The organism is Pseudomonas protegens, assembly GCF_003363755.1.
Classification (GTDB): domain Bacteria; phylum Pseudomonadota; class Gammaproteobacteria; order Pseudomonadales; family Pseudomonadaceae; genus Aquipseudomonas; species Aquipseudomonas danubii.
In genome coordinates this window covers 581,936-599,792 of the sequence record NZ_CP031396.1, presented here as the reverse complement: position 1 = coordinate 599,792, position 17,857 = coordinate 581,936, and the positions used below count along the sequence as shown (strand labels likewise).

General features: G+C 65.7%; 16 protein-coding genes. 4 read left to right on the top strand and 12 right to left on the bottom strand.

The window, feature by feature from the left end; all coding sequences use genetic code 11:
• Window positions 1-62 precede the first annotated feature (62 nt).
• The 3 genes from DWF74_RS02415 to DWF74_RS02405 all read right to left on the bottom strand — a co-directional run bounded on the left by DWF74_RS02415 (window position 63) and on the right by DWF74_RS02405 (window position 3,264).
• Window positions 63-1,253 carry an MFS transporter gene (locus DWF74_RS02415; protein WP_115580224.1) on the bottom strand — a complete coding sequence of 397 codons (1,191 nt, stop codon included), beginning with the start codon at window positions 1,251-1,253 and terminating at the stop codon, window positions 63-65.
• A gap of 24 nt (window positions 1,254-1,277) precedes the next feature.
• On the bottom strand, window positions 1,278-2,150 hold the full coding sequence (locus DWF74_RS02410) for a transporter (RefSeq protein ID WP_115580223.1): 873 nt from the start codon (window positions 2,148-2,150) through the stop codon (window positions 1,278-1,280).
• 136 nt (window positions 2,151-2,286) lie between these two features.
• On the bottom strand, window positions 2,287-3,264 hold the full coding sequence (locus DWF74_RS02405; RefSeq protein WP_102863297.1) for a helix-turn-helix transcriptional regulator: 978 nt from the start codon (window positions 3,262-3,264) through the stop codon (window positions 2,287-2,289).
• A 214-nt stretch (window positions 3,265-3,478) separates the two neighbouring features.
• Between DWF74_RS02405 and DWF74_RS02400 the strand changes: the two genes are divergently transcribed.
• Window positions 3,479-4,330: a helix-turn-helix domain-containing protein gene (locus tag DWF74_RS02400; RefSeq protein WP_115580222.1), complete on the top strand. Its 852-nt coding sequence runs from the start codon at window positions 3,479-3,481 to the stop codon at window positions 4,328-4,330.
• Between the two features lie 83 nt (window positions 4,331-4,413).
• Window positions 4,414-4,764 (top strand): VOC family protein, encoded by a 351-nt coding sequence (locus DWF74_RS02395; RefSeq protein WP_102863299.1) that lies wholly within the window; start codon window positions 4,414-4,416, stop codon window positions 4,762-4,764.
• 17 nt (window positions 4,765-4,781) lie between these two features.
• Here the strand turns inward: DWF74_RS02395 and hpaC are convergent, their stop codons facing one another.
• Together hpaC and hpaB are read right to left on the bottom strand one after the other, a co-directional pair.
• Window positions 4,782-5,294 (bottom strand): 4-hydroxyphenylacetate 3-monooxygenase, reductase component, encoded by a 513-nt coding sequence (hpaC, locus tag DWF74_RS02390; protein ID WP_102863300.1) that lies wholly within the window; start codon window positions 5,292-5,294, stop codon window positions 4,782-4,784.
• Window positions 5,295-5,448: 154 nt separating this feature from the next.
• Window positions 5,449-7,011, bottom strand: a complete 1,563-nt coding sequence (hpaB, locus tag DWF74_RS02385) for a 4-hydroxyphenylacetate 3-monooxygenase, oxygenase component (protein ID WP_115580221.1) — start codon at window positions 7,009-7,011, stop codon at window positions 5,449-5,451.
• 378 nt (window positions 7,012-7,389) lie between these two features.
• Here hpaB and DWF74_RS02380 point away from each other — a divergent pair, with 378 nt between their 5' ends.
• Window positions 7,390-9,015, top strand: coding sequence for a methyl-accepting chemotaxis protein (locus DWF74_RS02380; RefSeq protein WP_102863302.1), 1,626 nt, complete (start codon window positions 7,390-7,392; stop codon window positions 9,013-9,015).
• 85 nt (window positions 9,016-9,100) lie between these two features.
• The gene (locus DWF74_RS02375; protein WP_115580220.1) at window positions 9,101-10,300 is read left to right on the top strand and encodes a pyridoxal phosphate-dependent aminotransferase; all 1,200 of its coding nucleotides are present in this window, start codon (window positions 9,101-9,103) and stop codon (window positions 10,298-10,300) included.
• Window positions 10,301-10,390: 90 nt separating this feature from the next.
• Here DWF74_RS02375 and DWF74_RS02370 read toward each other — a convergent pair whose 3' ends face one another.
• The 7 genes from DWF74_RS02370 to DWF74_RS02340 all read right to left on the bottom strand — a co-directional run bounded on the left by DWF74_RS02370 (window position 10,391) and on the right by DWF74_RS02340 (window position 17,812).
• On the bottom strand, window positions 10,391-11,386 hold the full coding sequence (locus tag DWF74_RS02370; protein ID WP_102863304.1) for a 2-hydroxyacid dehydrogenase: 996 nt from the start codon (window positions 11,384-11,386) through the stop codon (window positions 10,391-10,393).
• Between the two features lie 19 nt (window positions 11,387-11,405).
• On the bottom strand, window positions 11,406-12,701 hold the full coding sequence (locus DWF74_RS02365; protein WP_102863305.1) for an MFS transporter: 1,296 nt from the start codon (window positions 12,699-12,701) through the stop codon (window positions 11,406-11,408).
• An 82-nt stretch (window positions 12,702-12,783) separates the two neighbouring features.
• Entirely contained in the window at window positions 12,784-13,746 is a 963-nt protein-coding gene (locus DWF74_RS02360) for a sugar kinase (RefSeq protein WP_115580219.1), read from the bottom strand.
• Window positions 13,739-14,521: a sugar phosphate isomerase/epimerase family protein gene (locus DWF74_RS02355; protein WP_115580218.1), complete on the bottom strand. Its 783-nt coding sequence runs from the start codon at window positions 14,519-14,521 to the stop codon at window positions 13,739-13,741. The genes DWF74_RS02360 and DWF74_RS02355 overlap by 8 nt, the downstream gene beginning before the upstream one ends.
• 75 nt (window positions 14,522-14,596) lie before the next feature.
• A complete protein-coding gene (locus DWF74_RS02350) occupies window positions 14,597-15,622 on the bottom strand; it encodes a LacI family DNA-binding transcriptional regulator (protein ID WP_115582406.1) in 1,026 nt (341 codons plus the stop codon).
• A gap of 122 nt (window positions 15,623-15,744) precedes the next feature.
• A complete protein-coding gene (locus DWF74_RS02345) occupies window positions 15,745-16,710 on the bottom strand; it encodes an alpha/beta hydrolase (protein WP_115580217.1) in 966 nt (321 codons plus the stop codon).
• Window positions 16,711-16,870: 160 nt separating this feature from the next.
• Window positions 16,871-17,812: a choline ABC transporter substrate-binding protein gene (locus DWF74_RS02340; RefSeq protein WP_115580216.1), complete on the bottom strand. Its 942-nt coding sequence runs from the start codon at window positions 17,810-17,812 to the stop codon at window positions 16,871-16,873.
• Between the last annotated feature and the right edge of the window lie 45 nt (window positions 17,813-17,857).

The window sequence follows — 17,857 nt, the reverse complement described above, 5'->3', positions numbered from 1 at the left end:
GGTGATATCCATTTTTCAAGGAAAGTGTTGTTCAAGGACGCGGCGGCGCTGCCCGCTGGCCGTCATCGCCCCTGGGGCTGGGAAGGGGCCTGGAGGGCGGGCCGGCAACTGAGTACCAGCGCCAGGGACAGCAAAGTGATGACGGCCCCCCCCAGCAACAGGCCCTGGAAGCCGCCGCTGCTTTCGATCAGGCGCCCGGCCAGGGTCGGGCCTATGGCCAGGCCGGCGCTGATCACCAGATTGGAGGCGTTCATCAAGCGCCCGCTGCGATCCATCTCGGCCATGCGCGCCAGGATCAGCGGCAGGATGAAGGTCCAGGTGAACTTGAACACCAGCGCCGCCAGCGCGAAGCGCGCCAGCTGCGGCTGGCCCAGAAGCGCCAGCACCGAGCCCGCCATCAGGCCGTAGCCCAGCAGGAGCAGGGCGCTGCGAGGCAGGCGGTCACCGAACAGGGTGGCGCACAACGCGCCGACGATGCCCATCAAGGTGGCGATGGCCAGGATGTCGCCGTTGGTCTGCGCCGAGAGGCCGGACTGGCTGCCGATGGCGCCGATGAAGGTCCAGACCCCGCTGAGGCTGATGTAGAAGGTGAGAATGCCGAGTATTCCCAGGCTCGCCTTGAGCCAGGAGATCGCTGGGGCTTGCGCGGCATCGGCGGCCGGGCGCGCAGCGCCTGCTGGAAAACAGCGGGCCAGGGGCAGGCACAGGGTCATCAGCAGCGCCAGGATCAGGTAGCAGGCGCCCAGGCCGAAGCGTTGGAAGAGCATGGGCAACAGGCTCAGGCCGACCGCGCCCAGCACCAGTTGGCCCATCACCCAGAAGCCGTAGGCCCGGCTGGGACTGGGGCTGGCGGCGGCGCTGGCCAGGCAGATGATCATCAGCGAGCCGCCGGCCAGGGCGCTGCCAAAGCGCGCCATCAGCAACAATGAATAGTCGTGGGCCAGCATCGACAGCAGGTTGGCAACGATGAACAGCACGGCGCTGCACAGTGCGGCGCGCCGCCAGTCGATGTGTTTCAGCCACCAGATGGCCGGCAACGTAGCCAGGCTCATGGCTCCCAGTTCGGCGGAGAACAGGTCGCCGATCTGTGTGGGGCTCAAGTGCCACTGGCTGGCCAGTTGGGCGGCGATGGCCGGGGCCATCAGCAGTACCGCGGGAGTGATGGCGGCGAACAGCACGATGGCGGCCAGCAGCCCCTGGGGGTGGCGAGCAGCTGGCGCGGTGGCGCTCAAAACGGCGTTCTGGGTGTTCATGGACAGGCTCCAAAGACAAGGGGTTCAGAACACGTGGACCAGGCGCATCAAGGCGTCGGTGCCGGCAAAACCGTTATCGGTGGCGACGTTCTGCGACAGGCTGAACATCAGCTGATTGCGCTTGTCCAGCCAGTGCCCGACCTCGAATCCGGCCTGGGTGTAGCGCTTGTGGGTGTCGTTGATCCGTCGGTCGTTGATCCGCAGTTCGCCGCCATCGGCGTGGATCAGGCGCAGGGCGCCGTAGGTCGCAGGGGTGAAGTCGTAGGAGGCGAAGGCTTGCAGGCGATAGAGCGGGTCCTGTTTCAGGTCGCTGCCGAAATAGTCGTCGTTGGTGCCGTACAACTGGGCTTCGAGGTTGGCCTCCAGCACCCATTTTTCCCCCAGGCCCTGGGTGTAGTTGTAGACAAAGGTCGCGCCCCAGCGATTGGCCCCCGGGGAGACGTCCGGGTTGCGGCTGTGGTACTCGCCCAGCGGCAGCGTGACCAGGGTCAACAGGCCGCTGTAGGTGCGGGTTTGCGGCTGGTTGATGAAAAACAGCGTGCCCCCCACCTGAGGATCACCGAAACCGCTCTCTCCGGTATGGCGTTCGGCGCCGGGCAAGCGAGCGCTGATGTCGGCGAAGGGCACGATGAACTGTGGGGTGCACAGGGTGCCGCACAGGTCGCTGAAGAACACCTGGCGGTAGGCCATGGCATTGACTCGCAGCTCGGCCTTGCCGCTGCTGTCGGCCGGGCCGTGAAAGTCGCCGGCACGGGTGGCCGGGAGGTACAGCACCCCCAGGCGGGTGCCCACGGGGGCGGCGAAGAAGTCCCGGGCGTTGAGGTCCGCGGCGTTGAGCGACAGGCTGGCCAGGGTGCCAGCCAGGGCCAGGGTGGTGCGGGTAATGAGCCTTGTCATGGGCGGTGCGTCTCTTGTTGGAGTTGTTGTTCGGCGAAGGGCTCGCCGGCACACGGCAGTGGGGCAGAAAAAGGGCAAAGGCTGCCCGTGGCCGTCAAATACGACGGCGTAAATCAGCGCAGGTCAGGGGGTGGGGTCAGTCGGGCGGGGCGTGGAGCAACTGGGCGATGCGCGCCTTGTCCTTGACCCCGAGCTTGCTGTAGATGGCGCGGATGTGATGGCGCACGGTGTTGGGCGACATACCCAGGTCCCGAGCCACTTCCTTGTAGGTCTTGCCATCACCGAAGCACTGGGCGACGGCGTTTTCCCGGGGGCTGAGCTTGGGCAGCAGGCTGCGGCTGCGGGCCGCCAGCAGGTACAGGTCGCCCACGGCCGAGCAGTCGATCTGCAGGCGCTTGCCCTCGAAACCGTTGCCATCGAGCTTCATGGGCAGTTGCGGACCGTTCCACTGCGGCCATTCATGCAGCAGCAGATCGACAAAACCGCGCTCGGCGCACTGCAGCACACCGCGCTGGTCGCACACGGCCAGGGCCAGATTGCGCGGGCGGGTGAGTTTCTCGCGCATGGCCACCAGGGTGCGGATCTGATTGGCCGACACCGCTGCCACCAGGTGCAGCATCAGGTTGTTCAGCACATGGCAGTCGTCCCGGGTAAAGGCCGGGGCGCCAGGGGCACGGTACAGGGCCAGGTGGTTGCTCAGTTGGGTATGGGGATCGATGTGCACCACGCATAGCAGCTCGCCGATGTTGTACTGGCGCCCCAGCCAGTTGAGTCCGGGGCCGTTGTGCGGATCGGCCATGTCGACGATCACCGCCCGTCCCGGCACTTCGTGCACCCGGTTCACGGTGACGTCGATGTGGCGGATCGATTGCCAGTCCGCCAGGTAGCTCGGTGGCAGGCGGTACAGGTAGCAACTGTGTTCATCCGGCAAGCCGTCGACCAATGCGGCGCGGCCCCACCAGGCACTGTCGAAGGGCAAGAGTTTGCAGATGCGCGCCAGGGCATGCTGGTGAAGGTTTTCGATGTCCTTGTTCTGCGCCAGTTGCTGCAGTTCCAGGGTCAGCTCGCTGAAGGCCTGCAACAGGCTGGCCGGAGCGTGATCGAGTCGGTTCATGGGTCTGTACCTCTGTGCGACGTTGTTATTGTTTTCGTCACGGAAGGGGTTGAGGACCATTACGCCTGGGGGACGTGGGCAGGGCCTGGTGCGAGTATCGATGGCTTGGCCGGCCACCGCCATCCTACAGATGCAGGAGGTGGCCCATGGCCCAGCGGCGCGGGTCGCTTATGCTTCAGCTGGTCAACCATGATCACTATTGGGAGTGAGTTCGATGCCAATGCAGCCTTTCTCTGTTTCGCACTGCGTCACAGGGTTTGATGCCATCAGGCTGCGGCCCTGGGGCGGTCGCTTGTACGGCTTCAGCGAGACACTGCCGGGCACCGTGCGGCGGCTTGAGGTCGCGCAGCCACAGGTCAAGCTGGTCATCGGGCTGGCGTCCCCCTACGGGCTCGCCGCCAATGGGCGCGAGGAGCGGTGCCAGGCGTTCGTGGTGAGCCGCCCGGCAGCTCCGGTGATCGTCGAGCAGAGCGGTGTGCATTCATGCATCGAGGTGGAGCTACCGCCCTGGGCCGCGTACCGCCTGTTTCAGGGTGATGGCCAAGTGCTTGCCAGCCCTTGGCTGGATCTGCGGGAACTGTGGGGCACGTCGGTGTGCTTGTTGGTCGAGGCACTGGAAGAAAACCCTTGCTGGACGAGTCGATTGCAGCGGGTCGAAACCTTTCTTGCCGAGCGTTTGCAGAACTCGCGCCGTGAGTTGCCCGAGATGCTGCGCCGGGCCTGGGAGGAACTGCAGCGAAGCGCTGGCGGTACCTCGATCGGTGATCTGAGTCAGCAGGCCGGCTGCAGCGGACGGCATTTCGCCAGTCGCTTCAAGGCCCATCTGGGACAAGGGCCCAAAGCCTGCGCCCGGCATATTCGTTTTGCTCGCGCCCAGCAGTTGCTGGAATCGCTACCGGCGCTGGAGCTGGTGCAGGTTGCGGTGCTGTGCGGCTACAGCGACCAGAGCCACTTCACCCGGGAGTTCCAGGCATTCGCCGGCTGCTCCCCGGGAGCCTATGCCCGAAGCGGCTGGGCCGATATTCCTGGCAAACCGGCATCGTTGCTCGAAGGCCGGGAGAATTGAGTGCCCCGGTCAGTTTTATTCAAGACCCGCCGAGCCTTTGCAGCGGACAGTGACAGCTCTGTCTCTGTGAACGTGGAGGATGTATGCCAGGTAGTCTTTCTCATGTGGAAATCGGGGTTGCCGACGCTCCGCAGTCGCTGGTTTTTTTCCAGCGCCTGTTCGACTGGTCGCCGCAGCGGTTGGGTGCAACGGAGGATGCCTGGTTGCAGACGCCCTCGATCCGGGTCGGCGTCCATGGCGACGATCCGCAGTCGCGCATGGTCGTGTATTTCCGGGTCAGCGACATGGCCGACAGCGTGTCCCGGGTCCGGGCTCTGGGGGGGCAGGCCGGTGACATCAGTCCCCACGAGCCCGGTTTCGGTCGGTTCTGCCAGTGCCACGATCCCCAGGGCGTGTGCTTCGGCCTGCATCAGCCGGACCCCCTTGAATCCTAGCCAGGGCTGGGAGGCGTTCAGGCAGCCTGGCCAGGGCGCTGCAGGCGATGGAAGCAGCGGCTGAAATACACCAGCGAGTCGCCTTGCTCGCGCACGCTGATTTCATCCAGTTCCACCAGCATCACCGAGTGGGTGCCGATTTCCTGGACCTCGGTGATGCGTCCCTGGAGGCTGGCCAGGGCGCCCTCCAGCACCGGCAGGGCCTGCAGACCGTCGCGCCAGGGGTGCAGGCCGAAGCGCTGGTCCATGGCCACCTCGGTCATGCCGGCAAAATGCCGCGCCACGTCCTCGTGTTCGCCGCTGAGGACGTTGATGCACAAATGGCCGTTGCCCTTGAACACCGGGTTCAGGGCGCTGTTGCGGTTGACGCAGACCATCAGGGTCGGCGGGCTGTCGGTGACCGAGCAGACCGCGGTGGCGGTGATGCCGCAACGGCCGGCGGGGCCGTTGCTGGTGATGACGTTGACCGCAGCGGTCATGTGGGCCATGGCGTTGCGGAAGGCGAGTTGCTTGGGATCGAGTACAGACATGACGAATTCCTCATGGACGCAGGGCATTGCGCTGCAGGAGCCAGCTTGCCGACGAAGAGGAGCTTGTGGTGCTCTGGCGGGCGCTTTCGCTGGCAAGCCAGCTCCTACGACAACAGGTGGACATTGGCCTTTTCCGTAGGAGCCGGCCTCGTGGCTACTGGCGGATGCGGTCCAGCATGTTGATGTCGTCGGGGTTGCTCAGGTGCGGCACGGTCCAGCCATCGAGGTCGTAGTCGCCCAGGCATTTGTCCACCAGGTCGGTCATGGCCTTCATCGAGCCGCTGGCCTGGGCGTGGCGCAGGCACTGCATGCGGATCTCGTCCTGGCTGCCGGCATAGTTGATCTCGTACAGCTCGTGGCGGCCGCCGAACTCGGTGCCGATGGCGTCCCACAGCAGCTTGAGAATCTTGATCCGCTCTTCGTGGCCCATGCCCCCCGAGCCGCGGCAGTAGGTACTGAGGTACTGGTTGAGCACCGGGTCCTTGAGATCGCGGGAGCCGGAGGGCAGGTAGATCAGGCCGCTGGCCACCACCTGCTCGATGATCTTCTTGATGTCGGTGTAGGCCTGGGGCGCCAGCACCCGGTAGGCCTGCAGGGCCTGGGTGCTGGGCAGGTAGACGCCGTTCATCCATTCGCTGGCGTTGCCGTGCATGGCGTCGGTCAGCGACCAGAACAGGTTGCGCCAGGCCACCACTTCGCCGACCTGGGCCTGGACCCCGCGAAACTCCAGGGAGCCGGTGCATTGCAGGGCCTTGACCAGCAACCCGGTGATGAAGTCCAGCTTGACCGCCAGCCGGGTGCAGCCCTGCATGGGGAACAGCCGACCGAAACCGCCTTGCGGGAACCACTGGCGGCAGCGCTCGAAGTCGCGGTAGATCAGCACGTTTTCCCAGGGGATGAACACCTTGTCCATGATCAGGATCGCGTCGTTCTCATCGAAGCGGCTGGACAGCGGGTAGTCGAAGGGCGAGCCGGTCATGCCCGCCTGCAGTTCGTAGGACGGGCGGCAGATCAGCTTCATGCCGCGGGTGTTCATCGGGGCGATGAACATCAGGGCGAAGTCGGTGTTGTCCCCCAGCAGCTGGGCCGAGCCCTGGCCGACGAAGTTGTAGTGGGTCAGGGCCGAGTTGGTGGCCACCACCTTGGCGCCGCTGACAATGATCCCGCCCTCGACTTCCTGGTCCACCGAGATGAACACGTCCTTGACCTGATCCACCGGCTTGTCGCGGTCGATGGGCGGGTTGACGATGGCGTGGTTGAGGTAGAGGCAGGCTTCCTGGATGCGCTTGTACCAGGTGCGGGCGTTGTCCGCGAAGCGCCCGTAGAACTCCGGGTTGGCCCCCAGGGCGCTGCCGAAGGCGGCCTTGTAGTCGGGGCTGCGGCCCATCCAGCCGTAGGTCAGGCGCGACCAGTCGGCGATGGCATCGCGCTGCTGGCGCAGTTCATCGGGGCTTTTCGCCGAGCGGAAGAATTTGTGGGTGTAGCCGCCGTTGCCGGTGTCGGTGTCCCAGCACAGTTGTGACTGGGTGGCCGGGTCGTGCAGGGCGTCGTACAGGCGGGCCATGGAGGCCGCCGAGTTGCGGAAGGCCGGGTGGGTGGTGACGTCCTTGACCCGGTCGCCATAAATGTAGATTTCACGATCATCGCGCAGGCTGGCCAGGTATTCGGCACCGGTCAGCGGGCGGTCGGTTGCGGCACGAAAGTCTTCAGGTTTCATATCCAGTCTCGGCGTTGTTTTTATTGACTGGGGCCATGATGGGCAGGGGCGGGCGCTGAAAAAATGGCTTTTACGGCGAATGAATTGCACTTTTCATAGGGCGCGTTGGCGCTCTCGGGCTGGGTACGGCGCACTGTTCTGGCGCGGCGAATCACGGCTTTATCGATTCACTTCACGTTGTGTTGTCTCAGGCCTGACACAGGGGGCACATTTCGAAATATTTTTGCCAATCAGACAGATGAAAGCTCAAGTTCGGCCGATATCTCTGATAGGCCCATGGACGCTCTTTCCGTGGTGTCCCTCGTCGATGCAGTCCTGATGCGTCGGCCGATAAGGGCATGGATGCTCGCCGCCCCGTTCTCCTTCGAGACTCGTCCTATGTCCTTGCGTAACCTGAATATCGCCCCGCGTGCTTTCCTCGGTTTTGCCTTTATTGCCCTGCTGGTCATGGTGTTGGGCGTATTTGCGGTGAACCGCATGTCGATCATCCGCGACGCGTCCCTGGAAATGGAAAGCAATCAGCTGCCCAGCGTCGGTTATCTGGGCAACCTGACCGAGAACGTCCTGCGCCTGCGGATTCTGTCATTTCGCGTGCTGGTGAACCGCGAGCCGGCCGGCCTTGCCGAAGCCCAGACCCGCATCGGTGTGCTGGTGGACAAGGCCAGGCAGGCCCAGGCCAGCTACGCGGCGTTGCCGGCGGGCCCGGAGGAAGTGGCGCTGTACAAGACCTTCAGCGCGACCCTGGACAATTACCTGCTGGCGCAGAAGGAGATGCTCGAGCTGTCACGCCAGGACAAGCTGGAGGAGCTGCGCACCTTGATCAACACCCGGATCAAGGACGGCACCGATCAGATGGGCGAGCAGTTGAACAAGCTCATCGCGATCAATGCCGCGGGCGCCAAGAGTGCCTCCAAGGCGGCCGGCGAGCACTACGACAGTGCCATTGCCGGGATCGTCATCGTCGCGCTGCTGGCCGCATTGCTGACCATCGTGCTGGCGCTGTTGTTGACCCGCAGCATCGTCACCCCCCTGAACAAGGCCCTCAACGTCGCCGAGGTGATCGCCGGCGGCAACCTGCGCCAGGCCATCGAGGTCGACGGTCAGGACGAGCCGGCACGCCTGTTGCGCGCCCTGGCGCAGATGCAGGCCAGCCTGCGCCGCACCATCGAGCAGATCGCCGGCTCGGCGACCCAGCTGGCTTCGGCCTCGGAAGAACTCAGCGCAGTGACCGAGGAAGCCTCTCGCGGCGTGCAGCAGCAGAACACCGAGATCGAACAGGCCGCCACCGCAGTCAACGAAATGACCGCAGCAGTGGAAGAGGTGGCACGCAACGCAGTGTCCACTTCCGAGGCGTCCCAGCAGTCGACCCAGGCCGCCCGCGAAGGCCGCGACCGTGTGGTGCAGACCGTCGAGGCGATCCAGACCATGGCCCATGACGTGCAAAACACCTCGGTGATGATCGAAGGCCTGGCGACCCAGGGCCGGGACATCGGCAAGGTGCTGGACGTGATCCGCGCCATCGCCGAGCAGACCAACCTGCTGGCGCTTAACGCCGCCATCGAAGCGGCCCGTGCCGGCGAGGCCGGGCGTGGCTTTGCCGTGGTGGCCGACGAGGTGCGGGCCCTGGCCCATCGCACCGCCCAGTCGACCCAGGAAATCGAGAAGATGGTGGCCGGTATCCAGAACGGCACCGGCGAAGCGGTGGAGTCCATGCAGCAGAGCAACCGGCGGACCCAGAGCACCCTGGAGCTGGCCCGCGCCGCTGGCGAGTCCCTGGAGCAGATCGCCGAATCCATCAATCAGATCAACGAGCGCAACCTGGTGATCGCCAGTGCCTCGGAAGAACAGGCCCAGGTGTCCCGCGAGGTGGACCGCAACCTGGTGAACATCCGTGACCTGGCGATCCAGTCGGCGGCCGGGGCCAACCAGACCAGTTCAGCCAGTCATGAACTGTCGCGCCTGGCGGTGGATCTCAACGCCATGGTGGCGCGCTTCGTGGTCTAAGGGCGCGAACGGTGGGGCCGGGCGCTCGACGAGTGCCCCGCCAGCACCTAGGGTTTTGGCTGAAGCATCTTGCATGGAGAAAGCGATGCGCTACTCAGCCCTGACCCAACGGATTGTCGGAGAAGGTTCCGCTGCCTGGAACATCCACTACCGGGCCCTGGCCCTGCGCGAGCAGGGGCGGGATGTGTTGCTGCTGACCATTGGCGACCCGGATTTCGATACCCCCAGGCCCGTGGTCCAGGCCGCGATCGACAGCCTGCTGGCCGGCGATACCCACTATTCGGACGTGCGCGGCAACCTGGCGCTGCGCAGCTGCATTGCCCGGCGCCATCATCAGCGCTGCGGACAGATTGTCGACGCCGAGCATGTGGTGGTTTTGCCGGGCGCCCAATGCGCGGTGTTTTCCGTGGCCCAGTGCCTGCTCAATCCCGGGGACGAGGTGCTGGTGGCCGAGCCCATGTACGTCACCTACGAAGGCGTGTTCGGCGCCTGCGGGGCCCGCATCGTGCCGGTGCCGGTGCGGGCCGAGCAGGGCTTTCGCGTCGATCCGCGGGACATGGCGGCGCGGATCACCCCGCGCACCCGGGCCATGTTGCTCAACAGCCCGAACAACCCGTCGGGCGCGAGCCTGTCCCTCGACGACTGGCAAGCACTGGCGCGGCTGTGCTTTGCCCACGACTTGTGGCTGATTTCCGACGAGGTCTATTGCGACCTGCTGTACCAGGGCCAGCACTTTAGCCCCGGCAGCCTGCCGCGCATGGGCGAGCGCACGGCCACCATCAACAGCCTGTCCAAGTCCCATGCCATGAGCGGCTGGCGGGTGGGCTGGGTGATTGCCCCACCGACCCTGGCCGGGCACCTGAGCAACCTGGCCCTGTGCATGCTGTACGGCCTGCCGGATTTTGTGCAGAACGCCGCAGTGGTGGCCCTGGACAGCGACCTGCCGGAGCTGGCGCAGATGCGCGACGAGTACCGACGGCGCCGGGACCTGGTGTGCGCGCTGCTGGACCAGTGCCCGGGGCTGACCCCGATCTGCCCGGATGGCGGCATGTTCGTCATGGTGGATGTACGCCGCACCGGGCTGGACGCCCAGGGCTTTGCCGACCGCTTGCTGGACGACCATGGCGTTTCGGTACTGGCCGGTGAAGCCTTCGGCCCCAGCGCCGCGGGCCACATTCGCATCGGCCTGGTGCTGGACTGCGAGCGCCTGGCCGAGGCCTGCCGGCGCATTGCCCGCTGCACCGAGCAGATTCTCGAACAACGCCCCGCAACCCTCCACCTGTAGGCGCCGGCTTGCCTGTCATGCACCGCCCTGGCGAACGCGTTTGCCGGCAAGCCCGCGGTTGCAGAGGTGTTCGCCAGGGGCTCGCGGCGGTTAGGCCTGACGCTGCGATGGAGCGGTCCAGGCGGCGCTGTTCACCAGATTGGCTGGGCGCTGCCCCGACAGGGCTGCCAGCAGGTTGTCCACCGCGCAGCGAGCCATGGCTTCACGGGTTTCGTGGGTGGCCGAACCGATGTGCGGCGTGGCCACCACATTGGGCAATTGCAGCAGCGGTGAGCGGTGGTCCAGCGGTTCGCGCTCGAACACGTCCAGCCCGGCGCCGCGTATCCGTCGTTCCTGCAAGGCTTCGATCAAGGCCGCTTCGTCCACCACCTTGCCTCGGGAAATATTGATGAAGATGCTTTGCGGACGCATCAGCGCCAGTTCACGACGGCCAATCAGCCCTTGGGTTTTCTCGGTCAAGGGCAAGGTCAGGCAGATGAAGTCGGCCTCTTGCAGCAGTTGCTCCAGGCTGCGGTAGCGGGCATTGAAACGTTGCTCCACCGCCGGCTTGGGGCTGTTGCTGTGGTAGATCAGCGGCATGCCGAAACCGAAATGTCCACGCTGGGCCAACGCCTCGCCAATGCGCCCCATGCCGATGATGCCCAGGGTCTTGCCGTGCACGTCGCTGCCGAAATGCAGCGGTCCGATGTTGCGGTTCCATTGCCCGGCGCGCACCAGATTGGCCAGTTCCACCACGCGCCGGGCGGTGGCCAGGATCAGGGCGAAACCGGTGTCGGCGGTGGTTTCGGTGAGCACGTCCGGAGTGTTGCTCAGCAGAATCCCGCGTCGGGTCAGGTAGTCGATGTCGTAGTTGTCGACCCCCACCGAGACACTGGCCACCGCTTGCAGGCGCGGCGCCAGGTCCAGCAGTTCGGCGTCCAGGCGCAGGCTGGCCCCCAGCAGGCCGTCGGCGCTGGGCAGGGCCTGGCGCAGGGCCTTGAGGCCGGTTGGGCCCAGGTCCTCGATCAGGGTGACCTCGGTCTGTTCCTGCAGGCGCGCCATCAGCGACGGCGAGAGTTTCTTGTACAGCACCAGGTGTTTTTTCATGACGGTTCTCTGTGGCAGTTCAGGAGTGGGCCAGGCGGCGCGGCAGGGGCAGGCCCTTGGCCCGAGGCGCTCCGGCGCCGGGTGTCAGCAGCAGGGTCAGTAGCACCGAGAGCAGCAGGGCGCCGCTCATCAGCAGGTAGGACATCCCCGGCGAGCCGGTGGCGCTGTTCAGGTAACCCACCAGATAGGAGCCGCCGAAGGAGCCCAGGGCGCCCATGCTGTTGATCAGGGCCATGGCGCCGCCGGCGACGTTGGCCGGGAGAATCTCCGGAACGATGGCGAAGAACGGCCCATAGGGCGCGTACATGCAGGCTCCGGCGATTACCAGCAGCCCGTAGGACCACCAGAAGTGTTCGGCGCCCAGCAGGTAGGAGGCGTAGAAGGCGATGGCGGCCACCAGCAGCGGCGGCCAGACGAAGCGCTTGCGTTTCTGGGTCCGGTCCGAGCCCCAGGACACCCCGAGCATGGCGATCACCGCCGCCAGGTAGGGCAGGGCCGAGAGCCAGCCGGCCTCCACCATGTCCATTTGCGCGCCGTGCTTGAGGATCGAAGGCAACCACAGGACGAAACCGTAGACCCCGATGCTCCAGCAGAAAAACTGCAGGGCGAGGATGATCACCTTGGGCGAGCGGAAGGCCTCGGCGTAGTTCTTCACCGCCTTGATGCCCTGCTGTTCGGCGGCCAGGGCGCTTTCCAGGTCCTGCTTCTCCTGGTCGCTGAGCCACTGGGCCTGGCTGGGCCGGTCATCGGCCAGGCGCCACCAGATAAAGGCCCAGAGCACCGCCGGCAAACCCTCGATGATGAACATCCAGCGCCAGCTGAAATGCTCCACCAGATAGCCTGAGACCACCGACATCCAAAGCATGGTCACCGGGTTGCCGAGGATCAGGAAGGTGTTGGCCCGGGAGCGTTCGGCCCGGGTGAACCAGTGGCACAGGTACACCAGCATCGCCGGCATCACCGCGGCCTCCACCACCCCGAGCATGAAGCGGATGGCGATCAGCGTGTAGGCGTTGGACACGATCCCGGTGAGGGTGGCCAGGCCGCCCCAGAGGATCAGGCTGACGAAGATCAGCTTCTTCACGCTGCGTTTTTGCGCGTAGATCGCACCCGGCACCTGGAAGAAGAAGTAGCCGAGGAAGAACAGCGCCCCCAAAAGCGAGGACAGCCCCGGGGTGATCTGCAAGTCGTCGGCCATCCCGGAGGCGGCGGCAAAGCCGTAGTTGGCACGGTCCAGGTAGGCCAGGCTGTAGGTGATGAAGACGATGGGCATGATGTACCACCAGCGGCGGGCGGCGAGTTTGAGCGTGTCCATGAAAGTTCTCCTGAGCTTGTTGTTTTTGTCGCAACAGGTGGTTCTGGGTGTTCGTTTCCCGGATGAGCCGGTACGCCAGCTGCTATGAGGCGCAGGCGGTTTTCAGGGGCGCTGCCTGGTCGGGCAGTTCGTGGCGCCTGGGCAGGCCTTCCATGTCGCCACGGCTTTGTACTGCGCGGCTGCCCAGCCAATTGGCCCGCTGCACCGCCTCGCTCACGCTGAGGCTTTCCAGCAGGGCGCTGATCAGGCCCACGGCGAAGGCATCGCCGGCACCGACGGTGTCCACCACCTTGGCCACCGGCACACCGTCGACGAAGCCGGCGTCCAGATGGGTGCGGTAGTAGGCACCATGGGCCCCGAGCTTGATCACCACCGCTTCGGCGCCCTGGTCCAGGTAGAAGGCGGCGATGTCCGCCGGGTCGTCACGCCCGGTGAGCAGGCGGCCCTCGCCGAGGCCCGGCAGCACCCAGTGGGCCAGGGCCGCCAGGCGGTTGATCTCGCGGATCATCTGGGACTCGCTGGCCCACAGGCCGGGACGCAGATTGGGGTCGAACGACACGCTGCGGCCGCTGGCGCGCTGGGTCTGCATCAGGTGGCCGGACAGCTCCCGGGCCGAATCCGAAAGGGCCGGGGGAATGCCGGTGGCGTGCAGGTGACGGGCCTGGAGCAGGGCCGGGGCCAGGTCGTCGAGGCTCAGGTGGCTGGCGGCCGAGCCGCGGCGGAAGTACTCCACCCGCGGGTCGTCGCCGGTGTCTTCCCGGGACTTGAGCTGAAAGCCGGTAGGGTGCAGCGGGTCGCGGCGCACGAAGCGGCAGTCCAGGCCCTCGGCCTGCAAGGTGTCGAGCACGAAGCGTCCCAGGGAGTCGTTGCCGACCCGGCTCAGCCAGGCCACATTGAAACCCAGGCGCGACAGGCCGATGGCGACGTTGCTGTCGGCCCCGGCAATGCGCTTGTGAAAGTGCTCGACCCGGGCCAGGTCGCCGCTGTGCTCGGCGACGAACATGGCCATGGTTTCCCCGAAGGACAGAATATCGATCTCAGACATGGGCTGGCTCCAGTCGCGACTGGCCGAGGCGGGCCAGCAGGTCGACCTGCTCGGCGCTCACCTGCAGCAGGTCGTCGCCTTGCAGGGGGTATTCCACGGCCCGGGTTAGACCTTGATTCATGTGCCGCAGCAGGTGTTCCCACTGCTGCAACTCCGCGGCGCCGGGCGGCAGGGCCACCCGCTTGCCGTCGTCCCGCAGGCGGACCGCCTTGCAGTGCAGGTAATCCACATGCCGGCCCAGCAGGCGCGCGGCTTCCAGCGCCGACTGCTGCTGCCAAGCCCAGTTACCGATGTCGAAGGTCATGCGCAGGGGCAGGTTCCACCCTTGCACGGCGTTGAAAAAAACCTGGAAGGGCTCGATGCGCCCGCCATGCACGGTCTGGTCGTTTTCCACCAGCAGGGTGAGGGGCTGGCCTGACAGCAGGCTGGCCAGGCTGCCCAGGTCGTGATGCTCGGTGAAGTGACCGAGGGACACTTTCAGACGCTTGGCGCCGAACGCCCGGGCCCGTTGCAAGGTGGCGGACAGCTCGGGGTTGGGTTCGTAGCCCTCGGCCAGCCACAGCTCCAGGGGCGAGGAAAATACGCTTTCCAGGCCATGTTCCCGGGCGCTGCGGGCCAGTTCCTCGGGCTTCTCGTGGGTCAGCAGTTCTTCGCGCCACTCGATGCACGAAGCGCCGGCGGCGGCCACCAGGGAAATGAAATGGCCCTGGCCGTGCTGGCGGACCAGATCCGCGCCGTAGCTGGACAGACTGATGGAGACGGGTGATTGATGCATGCTTCAGACCTCTGAAACCGGTTTCATTTTTATTCGAGAAAACCCGGGACACGCTGCGATGCAAGGGGCTCGGGATTACACAGGGGGTTTTCGGGTGGAGCCACGAACCATCAGTTGCGCCGTAAAGTCCAGTACTCGCGCCGGGCCGGCATCGCCTCGCAGGCGCTTGAGCAGGCATTGGAAAGCGGCGGTGCCTATGGCTTCGGTGGGCTGGGCCAGGGCCGTGATGCCGCTGCCCACCAGGGGGTACCAGTCCAGGTCGTCGAGGGCGATCAGGCCGATGCCTTCGAACAAGGGGCAATCCAGTTCACGCAGGACCCGGGTCGTCGCCAGGGCCGCCACGCCGTTGGCGCAGAACAGCGCTTTGGGGCCAGGACCGGGAGCGTCGATAAAGTCTTTCAGGTGGCGCGCCAGGGCCGCGCCGGTCTCCAGTGACTGGCCACGCAAGGCCGGGCGCCGGGCGACTTCGTCCTGGAAGGCGGCACTGCGTTCGAGTCGTGAGCTGGTGCCGTCATGGGGTTCGCTGACCAGCAGCAGGTCACGGTAACCCTGTTGCTCCAGGTGTTCGATGGCGCTGTGCACTGCCGCCGGGTTGTCCAGGCCCACCAGATCGGCGTGCAGTGATTCAAGCTTGCGGTCCACCAGGACCATGGGCATTTCCTGCTGCAACTCCTGCAACTGCTCCAGGTGATGACCCAGGGTGTTCACGATCAGGCCTTCGATGTTGTAGGCCCGCAGGTTGGCCAGGTGCTGGGCTTCCTGCTGGTCGTCACGGTCGGTGTTGCACACCACCAGGCTATAGCCGTGCTGGCGGCAGGCGGTTTCCACGCCATGCATCACGGCAATCGAATAGGGGTTGCGGATATCGGCCACCAGCATGCCGATCAGGCGGGTGCGCCCGCGTTTCAGGCCGCGGGCCATCTGGTTCGGGCGGTAACCCAGCGCGCTGATGGCCTGCTCGATGCGCAAGGCAATGGCATCGGAGAGCAGGGCGCGGTCTTCGCCGATAAAGCGCGACACACTGGCCTTGGAAACCCCGGCGTGGCGGGCGACATCGAGCATGGTGACGCGGCTGCGCTGGGCGGCGGAAAACTGATTCACGGGCAACGACCTTATTCTTGGAATTATCGGTTTGCAGTGCTTCCGGGTACGGTGCTGAAACCGGTTTCAGGAAACCGCAAAACCCATTCTGCCGTCAAGGGCGCAACGTCGATAAATCGCTATCAGGGCTCAAGTTGGCTGACCAACGGTAGGGCTCGGGTTGGCTCAAGAAACTCGCGCAGGGCCCGCAGCAGGGCGTCGTACAGCCCATCGACTTCCGCCGCCAGCCCTCTGGCCCGCAGGCAGCCATGCACCAGGCCCAGGCCCGGGTACAGCTGGCTGGCGACGCCGGCCTGCAGCAGGCGCTGGTGATAGCACTGGCCGTCGTCGCGCAAGGGGTCGAACTGTGCCTGCGCGATAAAGGCCGGCGGCAGGTGACTGAAGTTCTCTGCCTGCAGCGGCCGGGCATAGGGCGAGGTGGGTTCGGGCTCCGGCAGGTACAGCGCCTGGAAACAGTCCAGGTCACTGCTGCTGAGCAGCGGGGCATCGGCGCACTGGCTGCGCGAGGGCAGGTTGGCGGCACCGCCGAGCCCGGGATAGACCAGCACCTGGGCGTTGGGCAAGGGTTCAGCGGCATCCCGCAGGGCCAGGCACAGGGCGGCGGCCAGATTGCCCCCGGCGCTGTCGCCCATCACCAGCCGACGGCGGTGATCCAGAGGCACAGGGCCCAGCCCCTGCTCCAGAGCCCGCCATACCGCCAGGCAATCGTCGAAGGCGGCCGGGAACGGGTGTTCCGGGGCCAGCCGGTAGTCCACCGCGATCACCAGCGCCTGCAACTCGTGGGCCAGATGGGCGGTGATGAAATCGTGGGAATCCAGGCTGCCCAGCACCCAGCCGCCACCGTGCAGGTACAGCAGCCAGGGCCAGCCACACTCCGGGGCGGCGCGGTCGGGGTGATAGAAACGCAGCGGCACCTGGGCCAGTTGTCCTTGATGCACGGCGAGGCCGGGCGGATGGGCCGGAGTGAAATCCCGGCACATGCGCTCATAGCTGTCGCGCAGGCCCTTGAGGCTGCTGTCGGCGCTGGTGTAGCTCAGGGTGCGCTGGACGAAGGCCGCCAGCTCGGCAGAAAGCGGGTAATGGCTCATGGACAGTCCTGGAGGGTAGGTGCCGGGTTGCCGGCGAACGAGCCCGGGCAATCGTCATCATCGCAGCGCCTGACCGAAAGAGCCGCCGCAGGGCGTTGCGTTTGTCGGCGAAGGGCCCTGAGACCGCCTTCGCCGGCAAGCCGACTCCTGCGCCGGGCGGTTACAGGTTCGCTTTGACCGCAGCCACACCCTCGCGGCCGTCGAAGGTGGTGACCCCCGTCAGCCAGCGCTGCAGGTCTTCTGGGTGCTCGCGCAGCCACTGGCGGGCCACTTCCTGGGGCGCCTTGCGTTGCATGATCGGTACCATCAGTTGGCTTTCCTGGGCGGCGCTGAAGGTCAGGTTCTGCAGCAGCCGATGCACGTTGGGGCAACGCTCGGCGTAGTCCGGCGCGGTGACCGTGGACACCGTGGCCGCCCCCTCGTTGGGGCCGTACACGTCTTCGCTGCCGGTGAGGTAGGTGATGGCCATGTTGATGTTCATCGGGTGCGGGGTCCAGCCGACGAACACCACGAACTCCTTGCGATTGATCGCCCGCTGCACCGCCGCCAGCATCCCGGCCTCGCCGGATTCGATCAGCTTGAAGCCCTTGAGGCCGAAGTGGTCGGTGTCGATCATGGTCTTGATCGTGGTGTTGGCGCCGCTGCCTGGCTCGATGCCGTAGATCTTGCCCCCCAGCTGCTCCTTGAAACGGGCGATGTCGGCGAAGGTTTTCAGGCCCGCCTGGGCCACGTAGTCCGGCACTGCCAGGGTTGCCTGGGCATCCACGAGGCTGGGCTGGGCCATGACCTTGACCTGCCCGGCCTCGAGGAAGGGCGCGATGTTCTGGTCCATGGCGGGCTTCCAGTAGCCGAGGAAGATGTCCAGGCGCTGGTCGCGGATGCCGGCGAAGATGATCTGCTGCACCGCGCTGGTCTGCTTGCTGTCGTAGCCCAGCCCGGTGAGCAGGACATCGGCCACGGCGCTGGTGGCGATCACATCCGTCCAGTTGACCACCCCCATGCGCACGGTCTTGCAGGACGCGGGCTCGGCGGCCCAGGTGGGGGAATTGAGCAGTGCAGTGGCGCAGAGGAGCAGGAAACAACGCTTGAACGGTGTTTTCATCAGAGGATCTCTTCCGGCAGGTGGCTTGTTGTTCAGAGCGGCGTC